Genomic DNA, 18,972 nt, shown 5'->3' on the forward strand with positions numbered 1-18,972 from the left:
GTCAGCCCTCCCCGAGCAGCAGGTCCAGCACGGCTCGCAGGTCGTCCTGCGACACCTCGCCGGTGTAGACGGCCGCGACCCGGCCCTCCCGGTCCAGCACGATCGTGGACGGGATCGCGTTGGCCGGGTAGTCCCGGAACGTCAGCGCGACCTCGCCCGCGGGGTCGTAGAGGGAGGGGAACTCGATGCCCTGGGTGTCGACGAACGCCTGGCCGAACTGCTCGTCGGCCTCCTTGACGTTGAGCCCGAGGAACTCCACGCCCTCGTCGCGGACCTCGGCGTAGACCTCCTGGAACTGCGGCGTCTCCACCCGGCAGGGCGCGCACCACGAGCCCCAGAAGTTCAGGACGGCGATCTGCCCGTCGAGCTCGTCGGACGTCCAGTCGCCGCCGCCGAGCAGCGTCCCGCCGAAGTCGGGGGCCGACTGGCGCTCGCCCTCCGGGATCACCTCGCCGGCGGGGGTGCCGGCGACGAAGCGGAACTGCCCGCCGTTGGTGACGTCGACCTGGTCGTCGCCGGTGGAGCAGCCGGTGAGGACGGCGAGCCCGGCCGCGGCGGCCAGCAGGGCGCGTCTCCCGGGGCCCCGGCGGGAGCGTGGAGCGCCAGCGGAGCGCTCTCGTGGGGTGGTCATGCGCCGGGGACGGCGTCGGGGTCGGTGGCCCCCGCCGGCTCGGCGTAGTCGATCCGCGCGACGGAGTCGCCCTCGTACGTCACCGAGGTGACGCTGGCCAGCCCGCACTGCCGGCGGCGCGGGTCGTGCGCGTAGCGCCTGCCCTCCAGGTGCAGCCGCAGCGTCCAGATCGGCAGCTGGTGGCTGACGCAGACGGCGGCCCCGCCGCGCGCGGCGTCGCGGGCGGCCTCGACGGCGAGCAGCATCCGGGCGGCGATCTCCACGTACGGCTCGCCCCACGAGGGCCGCACCGGGTTGCGCAGCCGCCACCAGTTGCCGGGCGAGCGGAACACGCCCCGGCCGCCGGCCACCCGCAGCCCCTCGAAGGCGTTGCCGGCCTCGATGAGCCGCTCGTCGACGGCGACGTCCAGGCCGAGCGCGTCGGAGACCGGCGCGGCGGTCTGGCGGGCGCGCTCCAGCGGGCTGGACACCAGGTGCGTGACGCCGCGGCCGGTGAGCCACTCGGCGGCCCGGCGGGCCATGTCCTCGCCGGCCTCGGACAGCCGGTAGCCGGGCAGCCGCCCGTAGAGCACGCCCTCGGGGTTGTGCACCTCCCCGTGCCGCAGCAGGTGGACGACGGTCGTCTCCATCAGGGCTGCAGCTCCTGGGCGTCCTTGGCGTCCTCGTCGGACGGCGCGTCGGCGGGGTCGGCGGCCGCGGCGGCACGGGCGGCGGCGGGCAGCGCGTCGAGCACCCGCTCCAGGGCCTCGTCGTCCAGCGCGGCGCTGACGAACCAGGCCTCGAACGCCGACGGCGGCAGGTACACGCCGCGGGCGAGCATCTCGTGGAAGAAGGCGCGGTGCGCCGCGACGTCCTGGGTGCGGGCGTCGTCGTAGTCGCGCACCTGGCGCTCGTCGGGGACGAAGAACACCGAGAACATCGAGCCGGCCTGCTGCACGCGGTGCGGGACGCCGGCGGCGAACAGCGCCGCGCTGGCCGCGCCGCGCAGGGTCACGGCGACCTCGTCGCAGCGGGCGTAGACCTCGTCGGTGCAGTGCCGCAGCGTGGTGAGCCCGGCGGCGACGGCGACCGGGTTCCCCGACAGCGTGCCGGCCTGGTAGACGGGCCCGACGGGGGCGAGCTGCTCCATGAGGTCGGCGCGGCCGCCGAACGCCGCGGCCGGCAGCCCGCCGCCCATGACCTTGCCGAAGGTGAACAGGTCGGCGTCGACGGGGTCGAGGCCGTACCAGCCCGAGCGGGACACCCGGAAGCCGGTCATCACCTCGTCGAGCAGCAGCAGCGCGCCGTGCTCGGCGGTGATCCGGCGGAGGGACGCGTTGAAGCCGTCCAGCGGCGGGACGACGCCCATGTTGCCCGGCGCCGCCTCGCTGACGACGACGGCGATGTCGGACCCGCGCTCGGCGAAGACGGCCTCGACCGCGGCGACGTCGTTGTAGGGCAGCACGATCGTGTCGGCGGCCGCGCCGGTGGTGACGCCGGGGGTGTCGGGCAGGCCGAGGGTGGCCACGCCGGAGCCGGCGGAGGCCAGCAGCGCGTCGACGTGGCCGTGGTAGTTCCCGGCGAACTTGACGACCAGCGGGCGGCCGGTGGCGCCGCGGGCCAGGCGCAGCGCGGAGAGCACCGCCTCGGTGCCGGAGTTGACCAGCCGCACCCGCTCGACCGGGGCGACGCGGTCGACGATCTCCTGCGCGAGGTCCAGCTCGCCCTCGGTGGGCGTGCCGAAGGAGAAGCCGCGGCGGGCGGCCGCGGTGACCGCCTCGACGACGGCCGGGTGGGCGTGGCCCAGGATCATCGGCCCCCACGAGGCGACGAGGTCCACGTAGCGGCGGCCGTCGGCGTCGGTCAGCCAGGGCCCCTGCGCCTGCGCCATGAAGCGCGGGGTGCCGCCCACGGCGCGGAAGGCGCGCACCGGCGAGTTGACCCCGCCGGGGGTGAGGCGCTGCCCGCGGGCGAACAGGTCGGCCGAGACGGGGGCCGCGTAGTCGTACCGGGTCGTGTCCAGCGAGGTCACGGCCCCAGTGTCCCCCTGCCGCCCGGGCGGCCGTCGGGGGTGTCGCGGTCGGCGGGGTGTGACCCTGCGCTCCCCGGCACCGCGGCGAGCAGGGCCGCGGACAGCGCCGCGGGGTCCCGCGTGGGCACGAGCACGGTGCGCCCGTCGGTCAGCCGCAGCGGCAGCCCGGTGCGCCCGCGCGGCACCGACCAGCCGCCGCCGAGCACCGGGGCACCGGCGTCGACGCCCGCCGTCCCCTCGCGGACGGCGCGCAGGTGGGCGGCGTCGACGTCGGCCAGCGGCACCCGCTCGCGGCCCACCGACAGGGCGCCGTCGGGGCCCGCGGCGTCGACCCGGACAGTCCACGCCCGCCGCCCGGCGAGGCAGCCGGAGGCGACGACGCCGAGGACGGCCACGACGGCGACCAGCCACAGCAGCGGCGGCACGTCGGGCCCGGGCAGCACCAGGTCCAGGACGCCGAGGAGCCCGAGGACCCCGGCGACCGTCCAGAACGGCCGCCAGGAGCCCCCGGGCTCGACGTGTCCCACGGTCAGCGGGTGAGCAGCCGCGCGGCCTCGACCGCCCAGTAGGTGAGCACCTGGCCGGCGCCGGCCCGCCGGATGGCGGTGAGCGTCTCGAGGATGGCCCGCTCGCGGTCGATCCAGCCGTTGGCGGCGGCCGCCTCGACCATCGCGTACTCGCCGCTCACCTGGTAGGCGCTCACCGGGACGTCGACGGCGTCGGCGACCCGGGTGACGATGTCCAGGTAGGGCAACGCGGGCTTGACCATGACGGCGTCCGCGCCCTCGGCGAGGTCCTGCGCGACCTCGCGCAGCGCCTCGTCGGCGTTGGGCGGGTCCATCTGGTAGGTCGAGCGGTCGCCGAACTGCGGCGCCCCCTCGGCGGCCTCGCGGAACGGGCCGTAGAAGCCGCTCGCGTACTTCGCCGCGTAGGCGAGGATCGGCGTCTCGGTGAAGGCGCGGGAGTCCAGCGCCCGGCGGATCGCCGCGACCTGCCCGTCCATCATCCCGCTGGGGGCGATGACGTGGGCGCCGGCCTCGGCCTGGGCGATGGCCACCGAGGCGTAGCGGTCCAGCGTCGGGTCGTTGTCGACGACGCCGGCCGGCGTGACCAGGCCGCAGTGCCCGTGCGAGGTGTACTCGCACAGGCACAGGTCGGCGATGAGGACCAGCTCGTCGCCGAGGTCGGCCCGCAGCTCGCGGAGCGCGACGTTGACGATCCCGTCGGCGGCGTCGGCCTGGGAGCCGGCCTCGTCCTTCTCGGCGGGGATGCCGAAGAGGACGAGGCCGCCGATCCCGGCCTCCGCCGCCTCGTGCGCGGCCTTCCGCAGCGAGTCGGTCGTGTGCTGGACGACGCCGGGCATCGAGCCGATCGGGACCGGCTCGGAGATGCCCTCCTTGACGAACACCGGCAGCACCAGGTCGGCCGGGGCCACCCGGGTCTGCGCGGTGAGGCGGCGCAGCGCGGGCGTCGACCGCAGCCGGCGCCCGCGCGCGAAGCCCGGGTTCGACCCGCCCTGCGCCGGGGTCACTCCCCGGCCTCCGCCCGCTTGGCCTCGGCGTACTCGGCCAGCGCGTCGACCAGCGGCGCGACGGCGGCCGTCTCCGGCTGCACGTCGACCCGCAGGCCGAACTCCTGCGCGGTCGCGGCGGTGGCGGGGCCGATCACCGCGACGACGGTCTTGGCGTGCGGCTTGCCCGCGATGCCGACCAGGTTGCGCACGGTGCTCGACGAGGTGAAGCACACCGCGTCGAAGCCGCCGCCCTTGATCGCCTCGCGGACCGGCGCCGGCGGCGGGGCCGCCCGGACGGTGCGGTAGGCGGTGACGTCGTCGATCTCCCAGCCGCGCTCCTGCAGGCCCGCGGCGAGGGTCTCGGTGGCGATGTCGGCGCGCGGCAGCAGCACCCGGTTGATCGGGTCGAGCACGTCGTCGAACTCGGGGAAGTCGGCCAGCAGGCCCTCGCTGGACTGTGCGCCCGAGGGGACGAGCTCGGGCACGATGCCGAACGAGCGCACCGCCTCGGCGGTCTGCTCGCCGACGCAGGCGACCTTCACGCCGGCGAACGCGCGGGCGTCGAGGCCGAGCTCGGCGAACTTCTCGCGCACGGCCTTCACGGCGTTGCCGGAGGTGAACACGATCCAGCCGTAGCGGCCGGTGACCAGGCCCTTGACGGCGCGGTCCATCTGGGCGGCGCTGCGCGGCGGCTCGACGGCGATCGTCGGCACCTCGACCGGCACCGCGCCGTAGGCCCGCAGCCGCTCGCTCATCTCGCCGGCCTGGTCCTTGGTGCGCGGCACGAGCACCCGCCAACCGAACAGCGGGCGGCTCTCCCACCAGGAGAGCTTGCCGCGCTTGTCGACGGCCGAGCCGACGGTGGCCACGACCGGGCCGGTGAGGCCGCCGAGGTCGGCGGTCTTCTCCGCGACGGCGGAGAGCTTCGCGGTGACGCTCCTCTGGCCGGTGCCCGAGCCGCCGGTGGTGACGACGACCGGGGTGCTGCCGGACAGGCCGCCCTCGACGAGCCGGGTGGCGGCGTCGGGGAGCTGCTCGGCACCGGCCTGCAGCACCACGGGGGCGCCGAGCGCGGCGGCCGCGGTGGCGAGCGCGGCGACGTCGGTCCCGCCGTCGCGGATGTCGGCGGTCAGCGAGGTGCCGCCGAGCGCGACGCCGGCGTAGGCGGGCACCGCGGTGGACGGGGCGACGCCGGGGACGACGTCGAAGGGCACCGACGTGCGGCACACGGCGAGCACCTCCTTGACGGCGGCCTCGGAGGTGTACGGGTCGCCGGCGACGAGCCGGACGACGACGTCGCCGTTCTTGGCGGCGGCGACGGCGCTCTTGGCCACCTCGGCCGGCTCGCCGCTGACCGTGGTCGGCTCCAGGCCGGGCCGGTCCTCGCGGACGGCGTCGGTGAGGGCGGCCGGCACGTCGGGGTCGACGAGCACGGCCGTGGCCTCGGCCAGCGCGGCCGTGGCCCGGGCGGTCAGCATCCCGGGGTCGCCGGGGCCGGCGCCGACGAAGACGACGCGGCCGGGGGTCTTGCGGAAGCGCGTCATCGCGAGCTCCTGGTCCTTCTGGGGGTCGATGCCCTGGGGAGGGCGTGTGCGGGGGTCTGGGGGTGCGGGTCCCGGCGGATCATCGGGAGGCCGCCATGAGCGCGGCGGCGCCGCGGTCGAGCAGGTCGGCGGCGAGCTCGCGGCCGAGCCGCTCCGCGTCGCCGACCGGGCCGGTGAGCGAGCCGCGGACGCCGTCGCTGCCGTCGATCGCGGTCACCGACGCGCGCAGGTACAGCTCCGGGCCGTCGTCGCCCTCGGCGAGCTCCGCGTAGGCGGCGACGGGGGCGCTGCACCCGGCCTCCAGCGCGGCGAGCGTGGTCCGCTCGGCGAGCACGGCGGCGCGGGTGTCGGGGTCGTCGAGCGCGGCGAGCAGCGCCCGCGTGCGCTCGTCGTCGGCCCGGCACTCGACGGCGAGCGCGCCCTGCGCGGGCGCGGGCAGCACCTGCAGCGGGTCGAGGGTCTCGGTGACCACCTCGAGCCGGCCGAGGCGGGCGAGCCCCGCGCGGGCGAGGACGACGGCGTCGAGGTCGCCGGGGACGACGCGGGCCATGCGGGTGTCGACGTTGCCGCGGATCGGCACGATCTCCAGCCCCAGGCCCAGCGCCCGCAGCTGCGCGACGCGGCGCGGGGCGCCGGTGCCGACGCGGGCGCCGGCCGGCAGCTCGCCGAGGGTGAGCCGGTCGCGGGCGACGAGCGCGTCACGCGGGTCCTCCCGCGGCGGGACGGCGGCCAGCACCAGGCCGGGCTCGGGCGCGGTGGGCAGGTCCTTGTAGCTGTGCACGGCGACGTCGACGGTGCCCTCGAGCAGCGCCTGGCGGATCGCGGTGACGAAGACGCCGGTGCCGCCGAGCTGCGCGATCGCCGCGGAGTTGCGGTCGCCCTCGGTGCTGATGTGCACGAGCTCGACCGGCACGCCGGCGGCCGCGCTGAGCGCGTCGGCGACGGTCTGGGACTGGGTGCGCGCCAGCTGGCTGGCGCGGGTGCCCAGCCGCAGGGTCGCGGTGGTCTGCGGGCTCATGCGGCACCGCCGGGGCGCAGGTCGTCGGGGTCGACGGCGACCGCCTGCGCCAGCCGCGGGCCGTCGGCGGGCACCTCGGCGTCGAGGCCCAGGCCGAACAGCGCGCGCAGGGCGTCGGCGTAGTCGACGCCGCCGGGCGTGCTGGCCAGCTCCTTCACCCGCACGGTCGGCTCGTGCAGCAGCTTGTCGACGACGCGGCGCACGGTGCGGGCGATCTCGCCGCGGGCGCGGGCGTCGAGGTCGGGCAGCCGGGTGGACAGGCGCAGCAGCTCGGCGTCGACCACCTCGGCGGCCTGGCTGCGCAGCGCGGAGACGGTGGGCGCCACGGCGGCGGCCTGCCGCTCGGCGCGCAGCAGCGCGGTCTCGGCCTCGATGAGGGCGTGCGCGGCGGAGACGTCGTCGGCGGCGACCGGGCCGGCGCCGTCCTCGCCGGCGGCCGAGCGCTCGCCCTGCAGCAGGGCCAGGTCGACGACGTGCACGCCGGGCAGCGCGGCCACGCCGGGGTCGACGTCGCGGGGCAGGGCCAGGTCGACGACGGCCAGCGGGCGCCCGCCGCGGTCGGCCATGGCGGCGGCGACGACGTCGGTGCCCACGACCAGGCCGGTGGCGCCGGTGCAGGTGACCACGACGTCGGCGTCGGCGATCGCCGCGCGGAGGTCGGCGAGCTCGGCGGTGCCGCCGTCGACGGCGGCGGCCAGCCGCGCGGCCGACTCCGGGGAGCGGCTGGCGACGGTGACGAGCGCGCCGCGCCGCGACAGCGTGATGGCGGCCAGCGCGCCCATCGAACCGGCGCCGACGACCAGCGTGCGGCGGCCGGCCAGCGGGCCGACGCGGTCCTCGGCGTGGTCGAGGGAGACGGTGACGAGGTTGGCGCCGGCGCGGTCGATGCCGGTCTCGGAGTGCACGCGCTTGCCGACGCGCAGGGCGTGCTGGGCGACCGGGTGCAGCGACCGGCCGACCGTGCCCTCCTCCTGGGCGAGGGCGTAGGCGGCGCGCAGTTGGCCGAGCACCTGGGTCTCGCCGACGACCATCGAGTCGAGCCCGGCGGCCACGGTGAACAGGTGCGCGACGGCCTGGTCCTCGTAGTGGACGGTCACGTACGGGGTGAGCTCCTCGACGCCGGCGCCGGACTGGCGGGCCAGCACGCGGCTGACCTCGGCGACGCCGCCGTGGAAGCGGTCGACCTCGGCGAAGACCTCGATGCGGTTGCAGGTGGCGAGGACCAGCGCCTCGCTGACGTGGTCGCTCTCGACGAGCTCGTGCAGCGCCTTGACCTTGTCGTCGGTGGTCATGGCGAACTGCTCGAGCAGCGCCACCGGCGCCGTCTGGTGGCTGATGCCGACCGACAGCAGGCTCATGCCATCCCCCCGGCGGGCGCGAGGGCGTCCAGCCGGACGCCGGGGACGGCGCCGCGCTGCTTGTCGAGGAACGCGAGGACCTGCAGCTCGACGGAGAGGTCGACCTGGCGGACGTCGACCCCCGCGGGCGCGCTCAGGGTCACCGGCGCGAAGTTCAAGATGCTCCTCACCCCGGCCGCGGCCAGCCGGTCGCAGACCGGCTGGGCCACCTCGGCCGGTGTCGCGATGACCCCGATCGTCGCCCCGGTGGCGGCCACGACGTCCTCGAGCTCGGCCACCGGGCGCACCGGGAGGCCGCCGATCTGCTGACCCACCCGGGCCGGCGAGGCGTCGAAGAGCCCGACGAACTCGAAGCCGCGGCTGCCGAAGCCGCCGTAGCCGGCGAGCGCCGCGCCGAGGTTGCCGATGCCGACGAGCACGCAGGCGTGGGCGGTCTCCATGCCGAGCACGCCGGCGATGCGGTCACGCAGGGTGGACACCTCGTAGCCGACGCCGCGGGTGCCGCAGGGACCGAGGTGGGAGAGGTCCTTGCGCAGCCCGGCCGGGTTCACGCCGGCCGCGGAGGCCAGCTCACCGGAGGAGACGGTGCGCCGACCGCCGTCGGCCAGGCCGGTGAGCACCCGCAGGTACACGGCCAGCCGGGCGACGGTGGCCTCCGGGATCCGGGGCCGCGACTGCATCACGGGCCTACTCCACAGCGGTCGCGCCCGGGCGACGGCGGGAGCCGAGGGGGGCGGACGACATCGGGGATCCGGGCGGTCGGCCGCCCGGCGTCTGCCACGGTAACCGCTTGTGAACGCAGGAACAAAGTCGCGCGGGGACCCTCGGGCCCCGGGCCTGCGCGGATGCCGCGACCTGTGTCCGACACCATACCCGCGCGGATGACGGGAGACCCGGGGTCAGCCGGTCCCGAGGTCGCGGCGCAGGCGCGGGACGTCGACGGTGAAGTAGGAGTGCTCGCGGCCGTCGAGCAGCACCACCGGCACCCGGTCGCCGTACTCGGCCTGCAGGTCGGGGTCGGCGTCGACGTCGACCTCCCGGCTGGTCACCCCGGCCTCCGCGGCGAGGCGCGCGAGCGTCTCGGCCGCGGTGACGCACAGGTGGCAGCCGGCGCGGGTGAGCAGCGTCAGCCGCGCCTCGGGGCCGGTCACGGGGCCACCTCCCCGGTCTCCGGCTCGCCGGTCTCCAGGCCGAGCTCGCGCAGCCGGGCACGGCTGACCTTGCCGGTGAGCGAGTGCGGCAGCGCCGGGCGGAACACCACGGTCGTCGGCACCTTGTAGCGGGCCAGCGACGCGGCGGCGTGCGCCCGCAGCGCGGCCGCGTCCACCTCCGCGCCGGGGACGGTCACCACCACGGCGACGACGGCGGCGCCGGTGCGCGCGTCGGGCACGCCGATGACCGCGCTCTCGGTGACGGCGGGGTGCGCGTCGAGCACCCGCTCCACCTCGGCCGGGTAGACGTTGAAGCCGCTGACCAGCACGAGGTCGCTGCGCCGGTCGACCAGGCGCAGGTCGCCGTCGGCGTCGCGGTGGGCGAGGTCCCCGGTGGCCAGCCAGCCCGCGGCGTCCGGCCCGTCGGCGCCGTCGGGCCAGAAGCCGGCGAAGAGGTTGGGGCCGCGCACCCACAGCTCCCCCGGGCCCTCACCGGCGTCCGGGTCGCCGGCGTCCGGGTCGGCGCCGGCCTCGCGCAGCGCGACCTCCACGCCGGGCAGCGGGCCGCCGATGCAGGCGGGCTTGGCCCGGCCGGTGGCCAGGGTGCTCGCCACCACCGGGCAGGCCTCGGTGAGGCCGTAGCCCTCCCACACGCGCACGCCGGCGCGGTCGCGCATCGCCGTCCAGGTCTCCTCGGGCAACGGCGCGGCGCCGGAGGAGGCCATGCGCACCGAGGCGAGGGCCGCGCGCAGCCGGGTGTCGTCGCCCTCGGCGTCGGCCACCGCGAGCCAGGCCTGGTACATCGGCGGCGCGCCGGGGACGGCCGTGACCCGCTCCCGCTCGACCACCTCGAGCGCCGCCCGCGGGTCGAAGGCCGGCAGCAGCACCGCGCAGGCGCCGGTGGCCGCGACCAGGCCGAAGCCGGCGTTGAGGCCGTAGACGTGGAACAGCGGCAGGACCAGCAGCACGCGGTCGTCGGACCGCACCGGCGGCGGGTCGAGGGCCAGGCACTGCTCCTGGTTGGCCCGCAGCGCCGCCGCCGTGAGCATCGCGCCGCGCGGGCGGCCGGTCGTGCCGCTGGTGTAGGCGAGGAAGGACAGCGCGGCGGGGTCGTCGTCGTCGGCGGGCGGGTCGCCGCCGGCGTCGGGCGGGCCGGCCAGCACCGGCACCCCGGCCACGGGCTCCCGCTCCCCCGCGGCCACGAGCAGCGACGCCCCGGAGTCGGTCAGCACGTGCGCGACCTCGGCGTCGGTGTAGGCGGTGTTCACCGGGACGACGACCAGCCCGGCGCGCAGCGCCCCGAGGACCGCGCGCAGCCAGGCGACGCCGTTGGGCAGCTGCACGGCCACCCGGTCGCCGCGGCGCAGCCCCCGCGCGGCCAGGGCGGCGGCGCTGCGGTCGACCAGCGCGTCGAGCTCGCCCCAGCTCAGCCGGGTGTCGCCGTCGACGACGGCGGGCGCGTCCGGGCGGCGGCGGGCGGCGTCCCGCACGAGCGCGGCGAGGCCCGTGGGCGCGGCGGGCGGGGTCACGCGCACCTCCTCCGGGCGGAGCGGTCCCCCGGGGGAGGTACCGCGGAGTACCGGCCGACCGCCCGGCGTGGACGGTTCGCAGTCATGTTGTCACCATGGGGCAGGACCCGCAGCAGCGCGGGACCCCGCCGAGCTGGGGAGGCCCCCGTCGGGCGAGCCGTCCGGGCTCGGCGGGCCGACGAGGAGGTCGACGTCCCGCATGCCGCAGTCGCGCCCGGTGGACGAGCGGTCGTCCGCCGTCCCGACCGGGCGGCGGCCCAGCCCGCGTCCGCGCCCGACGCCGCACCCGCGTGCCAGCGCGGAGGGTGCCCCGCCGGCGGACGCGGCCCCCGTCGAGCCCCCCGCGACCGAGCCTCCCGGGATCGGGCCGGCGCAGGACGTCGAGGACGACGGCGCGCTGGCCGAGGAGCTCGCCGCCCTCGGGGAGACGCTGCCCGGGGACCGGGTCGACGTCTGGGGGCTGGTCCACCGCGCCCAGGACGGCGACGCCGAGGCGTTCGGGCAGCTCTACGACCACTACGTGACGCTGGTGTACCGCTACGTGCTGCACCGCGTGGGCGACCGGGCGCAGGCCGAGGACTTCACCAGCGAGACCTTCGTGCGGGCGCTGCGGCGCATCGACTCGCTGTCGTTCCAGGGCCGCGACGTCGGCGCGTGGCTCGTGACCATCGCCCGCAACATCATCCGCGACCACGTGAAGAGCAGCCGCTTCCGGCTGGAGGTCACGACGGCGCACATGCGCGACGCCGACCAGGCCACCGACGGGCCCGAGGACGCCGTCGTCGCCCGGCTGACCAACGAGCAGCTGCTGGCCTGCATCCGGCAGCTGGGCAGCGAGCAGCAGGAGTGCATCTCGCTGCGGTTCCTGCAGGGGCTCTCGGTGTCGGAGACCGCCGCGGTCATGGGGAAGAAGGACGGCGCGATCAAGGCGCTGCAGCACCGGGCGGTGCGCCGGCTGGCGAGCCTGTTGCCGGAGGGGCTGCGGTGACCGCCGGGACCCCGGGCGGGGGACGCGCCGTTGTTACCGGCCGGTACCCCGTAACGGCCCCCGACCTGCGTCGTTGCTCCGGTCGATCCCGTCCCCACCGACCGACCGGAGGCCTCAGGTGAGCGCCGAGCACGACGCCGCGGGCAGGCCGCGCCGCGCGTCCGTGCAGGAGCGCGAGCTCGCCGTGGAGGAGCGGCTGCGGGCCCTGGCCACCGACCTCGACGACGGCCCGGCGCCCGACTTCCGCGCCGCCACCCGCGCCCGGCTGGTCGCGATGGCCGCCGTCCGCACCCCGGAGCCCGCGCCCCGCCGCGGCCTGGCCCGGCTCGCGCCGTCCCGGCGGCGGTCGAACCCGTGGCGCGCCCGGCTGGCGGCCACGGTCGCGGGCGTCGCGATGGCGGTCACCGCGCTCGGCACGCTGGTGGCGCTGTCGAGCGACGCGCAGCCCGGCGACGTCCTCTACGGCCTCAAGCGCGGCACCGAGCAGACGCAGCTCGCGCTGGCCGGCGACGAGCGGGGGCTGACCCTGCTCGAGTTCGCCACCACCCGGCTGCAGGAGCTCGACGCGCTGGTCGGGGCCACCGGGGGCGCGCCGCCGGCCGACCTGGTCCGCGACACCCTCGCGACGATGGACGCGCAGACCACCGAGGGCGCAGCGCTCGTGCTCACCACCGCCGTCGAGGCCGCGGACGCCGCGCCGCTGACCGTGCTCGGCGGCTGGGCGCAGCAGCAGGGCACCGGGCTGTCGGACATCCGCGCCGCGCTGCCTGCCGAGGCCGGCACGTCGATCGCGCTCGTCGAGCAGGTCGGCTCCCGCGCCGCCGCCCTGCAGACGGCGCTGACCTGCCCGTCCGGTCCGGCCACCGCCGGCCGCGACGCGCTCGGCCCGCTGCCGGGCGAGTGCGGTGCCGCGCCGGCCGCCCCTCCGGCGCCGGCTCCGCCCACCGCCCCCGCGCCGGGGACCGGCACCCCCTCCGCCGAGCCGCCGGCCGGCCAGACCCCGGCGGTCCCCCCGGCGGTCCCGGCGCCCTCCTCCGCCACGGGCGGCGCTCCCGTCCCGGCGCCGGCGCCCGCCCCGCCGGGTGGCGCGCAGCAGTCGCCGTCGGCGCCGACCGGCGGCAGCGGACCGCAGACGCCGGCCCCGACCCCGAGGCTGCCGCTGCCCCCGCTGCCGGTCCCGGGCGGCACCGGGCCGACGACGTCGTCGCCGTCCCCGGGCCCGCTGGTCGACCTCCCGCTGCCGATCTGCGTCTGGCCGCTGGTCTGCTGACGCCCGTCCGCCGCACCTGTTGCCGCACCTGCTGCCGCGACGGGTGGTGCGGCGGCGGCCGATAGGGTCGGGCGCGGGGGACCGCCGCGAGGCGGGGCCGCAGAGCCAGGGAGGGAGCCCGTGCCGGGACTGCCGTTCCGCGGCCGCCGCCGGTCCGACGCGGCGACGCCGTCGGAGGAGGAGATCCGCGCGCACGTCGCCGGTCTCGCGTCGGCCGCCGCCGCCGAGGTCGAGCCGGTCCCGGCCGTCGTCCACGACCGCACCGCGGCCGCGTTCTTCGACGTCGACAACACGATGATGATGGGCGCCTCGCTGTTCTGGTTCGCCCGCGGCCTGGCCTCCCGCAAGTACCTGACCTCGCGCGACATCGCCCGCTTCGCCTGGCAGCAGGCCAAGTTCCGCGTCGCCGGCAACGAGAGCGCCGGCGACATGCTGACGATCCGCGAGACCGCGCTGGCCTTCGTGGCCGGGCGCGAGGTGTCCGAGATCGTGGATGCGGGCGAGGAGATCTACGACGAGCTGATGGCCGACCGGATCTGGTCGGGCACCCGCAACCTCGCCCAGCAGCACCTCGACGCCGGACAGCGGGTGTGGCTGGTGACCGCGACCCCGGTGGAGCTGGCGCGGATCATCGCCCACCGGCTCGGGCTGACCGGCGCGCTCGGCACCGTGTCCGAGGTGGTCGACGGGCGCTACACCGGCCGGCTGGTCGGTGAGCTCATGCACGGCGAGGCCAAGGCGGAGGCGGTGCGGGCGCTGGCCGAGCGCGAGGACCTCGACCTCTCGCGCTGCACCGCCTACAGCGACTCCGCCAACGACCTGCCCATGCTGTCGCTGACCGGCACCGCGGTGGCGGTGAACCCCGACACCGAGCTGCGCGCCGTCGCCCGGTCCCGCGGCTGGACGATCCGCGACTTCCGCACCGGCCGGAAGGCCGCCCGCATCGGCGTCCCGACGGTGGCCGCGGCGGCGCTCACCGGGGGCGTCGTCGGGGGCGCGCTGGCCTTCCGCCGCCGCAAGACGGTCTGACCGCTCCACCGAGAGTGCAGCCAGCGGGCTCTCCGCGCCACCCCGCGCCCCCGGCAGGCGCACACTCGCGCCGCGCTTCGTGCACGCATCGCGCTCGAACGCGGCCGCACACCGCGCTGCGTGCCCATCCCGCCGCTGGCGATCGAGTGTGCGCCCGGCGGGGCCCCGGACCACCCCGTGACCCCGACAGGCGCACACTCGCCCCACGTCTTGTGCACACACCGCGCTCGAGCGCGGCCGCACACCGCGCTGCGTGCACATCCCGCGGGCGACCACCGAGCGTGGCGCTCGGCCGGGCATCCCTCCACCGCGCGCTCGCGACGGTTCGTGCACACGACGCGCCAGGACGTGGGGCCGCACCGCGCTGCGTGGACACCCGCCCGGACGCCCGGCGCGGTCAGCTGAAGACGGAGCTCCGCTGCAGGAGGAGCTGGTAGATCGACTGCTGGATGGTCTCGCGGACCTGGTCGGTCAGGTTGAACACCAGCATCGGGTCCTCGGCGGCCGCCGGGCCGTAGGACGCCGTCTCGATCGGCTCACCGAAGGCGATCAGCCACTTGGACGGCAGCGGCACGAGGCCGAGCGGGCCGAGGGCGGGGAAGGTCGGCGTCACCGGGAAGTACGGCAGCCCGAGCAGGCGAGCCAGCGTCTTCGCGTTGCCGATCATCGGGTAGATCTCCTCGGCGCCGACGATGGCGCACGGGATGATCGGCTTGCCGGTGCGCAGGGCCGCCGTGACGAAACCCCCGCGGCCGAACCGCTGCAGGGTGTACCGGTCGCGGAACGGCTTGCCGACGCCCTTGAAGCCCTCGGGGAAGACGCCGACCAGCTCGCCGCCGCACAGCAGCCGCTCGGCGTCCTCGCTGCAGGCCAGCGTGGCACCGAACTTGCGGGCCAGGGAGCCGACGACCGGCAGGTCGAACACCAGGTCGGCGCCGAGCAGCCGGAAGCGCCGCTGCGCGGGGTGGTCGTCGTGCAGCGCCACGGTGGCCATGAGCGCGTCGACCGGGACCGTGCCGGAGTGGTTGGCCACCACGAGCGCGCCGCCGTCGGTGGGCACGTTCTCGACCCCGGAGGTCTCGACGCGGAACCAGCGCGAGAACAGCGGCCGCAGCAGCGGCAGCAGCACGTGGTCGGTGAGGTCGGGGTCGAAGCCGAACTCGTCGGTCTCGTAGTCGCCGGTCAGCCGACGGCGGAGGAACTCCAGCCCGCCGGCGACCTGCTCGTCCCAGCTCGGGTCCGACGGCGGCGGGACGTGCGGCTGCTCGTCGTCGGGACGCAGCCGGATGACACGGGCCTCAGGCATCGCGCACCGCCCGCAGTCCCGGGGGCGCCGGCGCCGGCCGCAGCCGCCCGTGCACGGTGGTGCCCACGGTCGAGGCCACGGAGGAGGCGACCGACCCGGCCCGGTGGACGAGGCCCTCCGCGCGGCCCGCGAGGTCGCCGACCAGGTCGGGCGGGACGACCGGCGGCACGGTGCGCGCGTAGTCGGCCAGGGCCTCGGACGTGGTGTAGCGGGGCGTGTAGCCGAACTCGGTGCGCAGCACCGTGGTGTCGACGACGCGGCCGAAGTTGAGGAAGCGCATCTGCTCGGGTGAGTAGTCGACGTAGCCGAAGCGGCGGGTGAGCCGGCCCAGTGACCCCAGCGCCGGCGAGGGCACGGGGAGCTGGAGCCGGCCGAGACGGCGGATGACCTGCGACAGCAGCAGCGTGCCCTCTCCCCCGACGTTCACGGTGCCGGCGAACTCGCCCGTGGTGGCGCGGGTGAGCACGCCGAGGGCGTCGTCCTCGTGCAGCAGCTGCACGCGGGCGTCGTAGCCGAGCGCCGTCGGCACCACCGGCATGCGCAGGAACCCGGTGAGCACCGAGTCGATCCGCGGGCCGATGAAGTTGGTGAACCGCAGGACCGCGACCCCGACGTCGGGACGGCGGCGCGAGAACGACCGCACGTAGCCCTCGATGTCGAGGCTGTCCTTGGCGAAACCGCCCGAGGGCACCCGGCGGGCCTGCATCCGCTCGGTGAAGACGGCCGGGTCGCGCGGCGAGGCGCCGTAGACGGCGCTGGTCGACTTGAGCACGAGCCGGCGGACCGACGGGGCGCGCTGGCAGGCGGCGAGGAGCTGCATCGTCCCGATGACGTTGAGCTCCTTCATCGGCCCCCGCCCGCCGGCACCGGCGGGCGTGGAGCTGATGTTCATGTGGACGACGGTGTCGACCCCCGCGGTGGCGATGACCTTGCCGATCAGCGGGTTGCGGATGTCGGCGCGCACGAACTCGGTGCGGCCGAGGCGGCGGAGCAGCTCCGCCGACGGGGGGACGGTGTCGACCCCGATGACCCGGTCGATGGCCGGGTCGCGAGCGAGCTCGGCCGCCAGCGCGCCACCGAGCCACCGGCTCACGCCGGTGACCAGGACGACCGCGGGCGGCACGAGCGTCAGCTCACTTCTTGTTGCGACGCTGCACGCGGGTCTTCTTCAGCAGCTTGCGGTGCTTCTTCTTCGCCATCCGCTTGCGGCGCTTCTTGATGACCGAACCCATGTCCTGCTCCCGACGTGTTGGCCGCGTGGCGTGCGCCGGTGGCCGCAGGGGCGGAACCGGACGCCACGCGAGTGTGGATCAGCTCGTGTGCGACGGTTCCGGCCGGGGCCGGGGTTGTCGCTCGGCGCCCGAGCCTACCCGGCGCCCCCGCGGCGACGCTGCCGCGGGAACCGGGCCGGACGGATCCCACCCCGAGGGGTGGGGACGCCGATCGACGGTCGATCGGTGGTGCTGCGTGGTGCTCAGGTGGTGCTCAGGTGGTGCTGCCGCGGCCGGGAGCCGCGGCGACCGGGACGGGCCCGGTCAGGCGGGCACCGATCAGGCGATGTCGGTGTAGGCGTCGCGCAGGTAGTCCTGGACGGCGCGCTCCGGGACGCGGAACGACCGGCCGACGCGGACGGCGGACAGCTCGCCGGCGTGGACGAGGCGGTACACGGTCATCTTGGAGACGCGCATCATGCTGGCGACCTCGGCGACGGTCAGGAAGGTGACCGCGGCGCGCGGCTGCGGGACGGCCGGGCGGCCGACCGGCATGGCGGCGGGGTGCTGCGGGCCCACGGGGCGGGCGACGGCGGCGGCCGGGATGGGGCGGGCCATCGGGCGCGGGCCGGGGACGGCCGGGCGGACGTAGGCGGCGTTGGTGCGCTGGGGCATGGTCATGATCAGCTCTCCGGACCTAGCACGAGTCGGGCGCCGGCTTCCCCACCGGCTACGGGACACGCACGTGCTGATACAGAGAGTAGGGGGGCCCGCGTGACTGATGCGATGGAAGAAACGAACACGGGGAACGGTCCGTCCCTGGCAGAACTACACCTATGCAACTCGCTTCACAGCCGTATCGGCGCGTCCACGAGTAGATGTGTCGACACGGTGACGCAGCGTCCACCCATCCGGGCCTGAGCCGGGGTACGGTCACCGGCTCCCGTCGGCGCGGCCCAGCTCCACCGAGCGCCGAGCGGCCGCCTCGATGGCCGCGATGAGCGCCGAGCGCACCGAGTGCCGCTCCAGCTCCCGGATGCCGGCGATCGTCGTCCCGCCCGGGCTGCTCACCGCGTCCCGCAGCTGGGCCGGGTGCTCGCCGGACTCGCGCAGCATCACCGCCGAGCCCAGCGCCGTCTGCACGACCAGCTCCGTCGTCAGCGCCCGCGGCAGGCCCAGCAGCACGCCGGCGTCGACCATCGCCTCGACGAGGTAGAAGAAGTAGGCCGGGCCGCTGCCCGACAGCGCCGTCACCGCGTCCTGCTGGTACTCCGGCACCCGCGCCACGCGGCCGACGGTCGACAGCAGCGCCTCGGCCTCGTCGAGCTCGGCCTCCCCGGCCGAGGCACCGGCCGACAGGACGCTCATCCCCTCGTCGACCAGCGCCGGGGTGTTGGGCATGACCCGCACCACGGGCACGCCGGCGGGCAGGGCCGCCTCGACGGTCGCCGTCGAGATGCCCGCGGCGATGCTCACCACCAGGTGGCCCGGGCCGACCGACGGCGCGAGCCGCTCCAGCAGCGCCGGGAGGTCCTGAGGCTTCACGGCCAGCAGCAGCACCCGCGAGCGCGCCGCCGCCTCCTCGAAGCCGACGACGTCGATGCCGTAGCGCGCCGCCAGCTCCGCGCCGCGCTCCGGGTGCCGCTCGCAGACGACGACGCCGTCCGCGCCCTGCCGCCTCACCAGCCCGGCCAGCAGCGCCTCGCCCATCTTGCCGCCGCCCAGGACCGCCAGGCCCCGCCGCTCGCCCATCCGCCCGCTCCCGCCTGTCGAGGTACCGGTCGGACCGTAGTGCGCCGGGGTGTGCCGCCCGGGAGCCCCGGGTAGCCGCGCCCGCATGGCAGGAGAACTGGACGGGATGAAGGTGGCCGTGCTCGCGACCGACGGCGTCGAGCAGGTCGAGCTCGAGCGGCCGTGGCAGGCGCTCGAGGAGGCGGGGGCCGAACCGGAGCTCGTGTCGCTCGACGGCGGCTCGATCACCATGTACCAGCACATCGACAAGGGCGACACCAAGAAGGTCGACACCACCGTCGCCTCGGCCGACCCCGAGGACTACGCCGCGCTGGTCCTGCCCGGCGGCGTCATCAACGGGGACTTCGTGCGGGCCGACGCCGACGCCGTCGCGTTCGTGAAGGCCTTCTTCGAGGCGGACAAGCCGGTGGCGGCCATCTGCCACGCGCCGTGGGTGCTCGCCGAGGCCGACGTCGTGCGCGGGCGGCGGATGACGTCGTGGCCCTCGCTGCAGACCGACCTGCGCAACGCCGGCGCCAAGTGGGTGGACGAGGAGGTCGTCGTCGACGGCAACCTGGTCACCAGCCGCAACCCCGACGACCTCGACGCGTTCTCCGCCGCCATCGTGGAGCAGTTCGCGCAGGCCGACGCGGGGGACGACGAGGACGAGTGAGCCCCGGCC

Annotated in this window: 20 protein-coding genes; 4 read left to right on the forward strand and 16 right to left on the reverse strand. The window is 76.5% G+C overall.

Annotation, left to right across the window (positions count from 1 at the left end; translation table 11 throughout):
• Position 1: 1 nt before the first annotated feature.
• From ACI78R_RS00715 to ACI78R_RS00765, 11 genes are all read right to left on the reverse strand, one after another.
• Positions 2-631, reverse strand: a complete 630-nt coding sequence (locus tag ACI78R_RS00715) for a TlpA family protein disulfide reductase (RefSeq protein WP_457039325.1) — start codon at positions 629-631, stop codon at positions 2-4.
• Positions 628-1,260, reverse strand: coding sequence for a histidine phosphatase family protein (locus ACI78R_RS00720; RefSeq protein WP_457039326.1), 633 nt, complete (start codon positions 1,258-1,260; stop codon positions 628-630). The genes ACI78R_RS00715 and ACI78R_RS00720 overlap by 4 nt, the downstream gene beginning before the upstream one ends.
• Entirely contained in the window at positions 1,260-2,642 is a 1,383-nt protein-coding gene (hemL, locus tag ACI78R_RS00725; RefSeq protein ID WP_457039327.1) for a glutamate-1-semialdehyde 2,1-aminomutase, read from the reverse strand. Before hemL ends, ACI78R_RS00720 begins: the two co-directional genes overlap by 1 nt.
• Positions 2,639-3,169 carry a hypothetical protein gene (locus ACI78R_RS00730; protein ID WP_245794650.1) on the reverse strand — a complete coding sequence of 177 codons (531 nt, stop codon included), beginning with the start codon at positions 3,167-3,169 and terminating at the stop codon, positions 2,639-2,641. Before ACI78R_RS00730 ends, hemL begins: the two co-directional genes overlap by 4 nt.
• A 2-nt stretch (positions 3,170-3,171) precedes the next feature.
• A complete protein-coding gene (gene hemB / locus ACI78R_RS00735) occupies positions 3,172-4,173 on the reverse strand; it encodes a porphobilinogen synthase (protein WP_073421267.1) in 1,002 nt (333 codons plus the stop codon).
• Positions 4,170-5,699 (reverse strand): uroporphyrinogen-III synthase, encoded by a 1,530-nt coding sequence (locus ACI78R_RS00740; protein WP_457039328.1) that lies wholly within the window; start codon positions 5,697-5,699, stop codon positions 4,170-4,172. Before ACI78R_RS00740 ends, hemB begins: the two co-directional genes overlap by 4 nt.
• Positions 5,700-5,778: 79 nt before the next feature.
• Complete coding sequence (hemC, locus tag ACI78R_RS00745) at positions 5,779-6,717, reverse strand: hydroxymethylbilane synthase (RefSeq protein WP_073421265.1); 939 nt, start codon at positions 6,715-6,717, stop codon at positions 5,779-5,781.
• Positions 6,714-8,075 carry a glutamyl-tRNA reductase gene (locus ACI78R_RS00750; protein WP_457039329.1) on the reverse strand — a complete coding sequence of 454 codons (1,362 nt, stop codon included), beginning with the start codon at positions 8,073-8,075 and terminating at the stop codon, positions 6,714-6,716. The genes hemC and ACI78R_RS00750 overlap by 4 nt, the downstream gene beginning before the upstream one ends.
• Positions 8,072-8,755: a redox-sensing transcriptional repressor Rex gene (locus ACI78R_RS00755; protein ID WP_083628895.1), complete on the reverse strand. Its 684-nt coding sequence runs from the start codon at positions 8,753-8,755 to the stop codon at positions 8,072-8,074. Before ACI78R_RS00755 ends, ACI78R_RS00750 begins: the two co-directional genes overlap by 4 nt.
• Before the next feature lie 219 nt (positions 8,756-8,974).
• On the reverse strand, positions 8,975-9,226 hold the full coding sequence (locus ACI78R_RS00760; RefSeq protein WP_336028322.1) for a glutaredoxin family protein: 252 nt from the start codon (positions 9,224-9,226) through the stop codon (positions 8,975-8,977).
• A complete protein-coding gene (locus ACI78R_RS00765; RefSeq protein WP_457039330.1) occupies positions 9,223-10,755 on the reverse strand; it encodes a class I adenylate-forming enzyme family protein in 1,533 nt (510 codons plus the stop codon). The genes ACI78R_RS00760 and ACI78R_RS00765 overlap by 4 nt, the downstream gene beginning before the upstream one ends.
• A gap of 199 nt (positions 10,756-10,954) precedes the next feature.
• On the opposite strand from ACI78R_RS00765, the gene ACI78R_RS00770 reads away from it, so the two are divergent.
• The 3 genes from ACI78R_RS00770 (at position 10,955) to ACI78R_RS00780 (ending at position 14,042) form a co-directional block, all read left to right on the forward strand.
• Positions 10,955-11,743 (forward strand): sigma-70 family RNA polymerase sigma factor, encoded by a 789-nt coding sequence (locus tag ACI78R_RS00770; RefSeq protein WP_457039331.1) that lies wholly within the window; start codon positions 10,955-10,957, stop codon positions 11,741-11,743.
• Between the two features lie 118 nt (positions 11,744-11,861).
• A complete protein-coding gene (locus tag ACI78R_RS00775; RefSeq protein ID WP_457039332.1) occupies positions 11,862-13,013 on the forward strand; it encodes a DUF5667 domain-containing protein in 1,152 nt (383 codons plus the stop codon).
• A gap of 120 nt (positions 13,014-13,133) precedes the next feature.
• A complete protein-coding gene (locus ACI78R_RS00780; protein ID WP_454554383.1) occupies positions 13,134-14,042 on the forward strand; it encodes an HAD family hydrolase in 909 nt (302 codons plus the stop codon).
• A gap of 397 nt (positions 14,043-14,439) precedes the next feature.
• Here ACI78R_RS00780 and ACI78R_RS00785 read toward each other — a convergent pair whose 3' ends face one another.
• From ACI78R_RS00785 to proC, 5 genes are all read right to left on the reverse strand, one after another.
• A complete protein-coding gene (locus ACI78R_RS00785) occupies positions 14,440-15,348 on the reverse strand; it encodes a lysophospholipid acyltransferase family protein (protein ID WP_073421259.1) in 909 nt (302 codons plus the stop codon).
• Complete coding sequence (locus tag ACI78R_RS00790; RefSeq protein WP_073421258.1) at positions 15,341-16,471, reverse strand: NAD-dependent epimerase/dehydratase family protein; 1,131 nt, start codon at positions 16,469-16,471, stop codon at positions 15,341-15,343. The genes ACI78R_RS00785 and ACI78R_RS00790 overlap by 8 nt, the downstream gene beginning before the upstream one ends.
• 10 nt (positions 16,472-16,481) lie before the next feature.
• Positions 16,482-16,580, reverse strand: coding sequence for a 30S ribosomal protein bS22 (locus ACI78R_RS00795; protein ID WP_012854759.1), 99 nt, complete (start codon positions 16,578-16,580; stop codon positions 16,482-16,484).
• A 318-nt stretch (positions 16,581-16,898) separates the two neighbouring features.
• Positions 16,899-17,240, reverse strand: a complete 342-nt coding sequence (locus ACI78R_RS00800) for a helix-turn-helix domain-containing protein (protein WP_245794646.1) — start codon at positions 17,238-17,240, stop codon at positions 16,899-16,901.
• A 252-nt stretch (positions 17,241-17,492) separates the two neighbouring features.
• The gene (proC, locus tag ACI78R_RS00805; RefSeq protein WP_073421257.1) at positions 17,493-18,311 is read right to left on the reverse strand and encodes a pyrroline-5-carboxylate reductase; all 819 of its coding nucleotides are present in this window, start codon (positions 18,309-18,311) and stop codon (positions 17,493-17,495) included.
• A gap of 85 nt (positions 18,312-18,396) precedes the next feature.
• On the opposite strand from proC, the gene ACI78R_RS00810 reads away from it, so the two are divergent.
• A complete protein-coding gene (locus tag ACI78R_RS00810; RefSeq protein ID WP_073421256.1) occupies positions 18,397-18,963 on the forward strand; it encodes a type 1 glutamine amidotransferase domain-containing protein in 567 nt (188 codons plus the stop codon).
• The last annotated feature ends 9 nt before the right edge of the window (positions 18,964-18,972 follow it).

The sequence above is a fragment of the Geodermatophilus sp. SYSU D01106 genome (genome assembly GCF_054049995.1).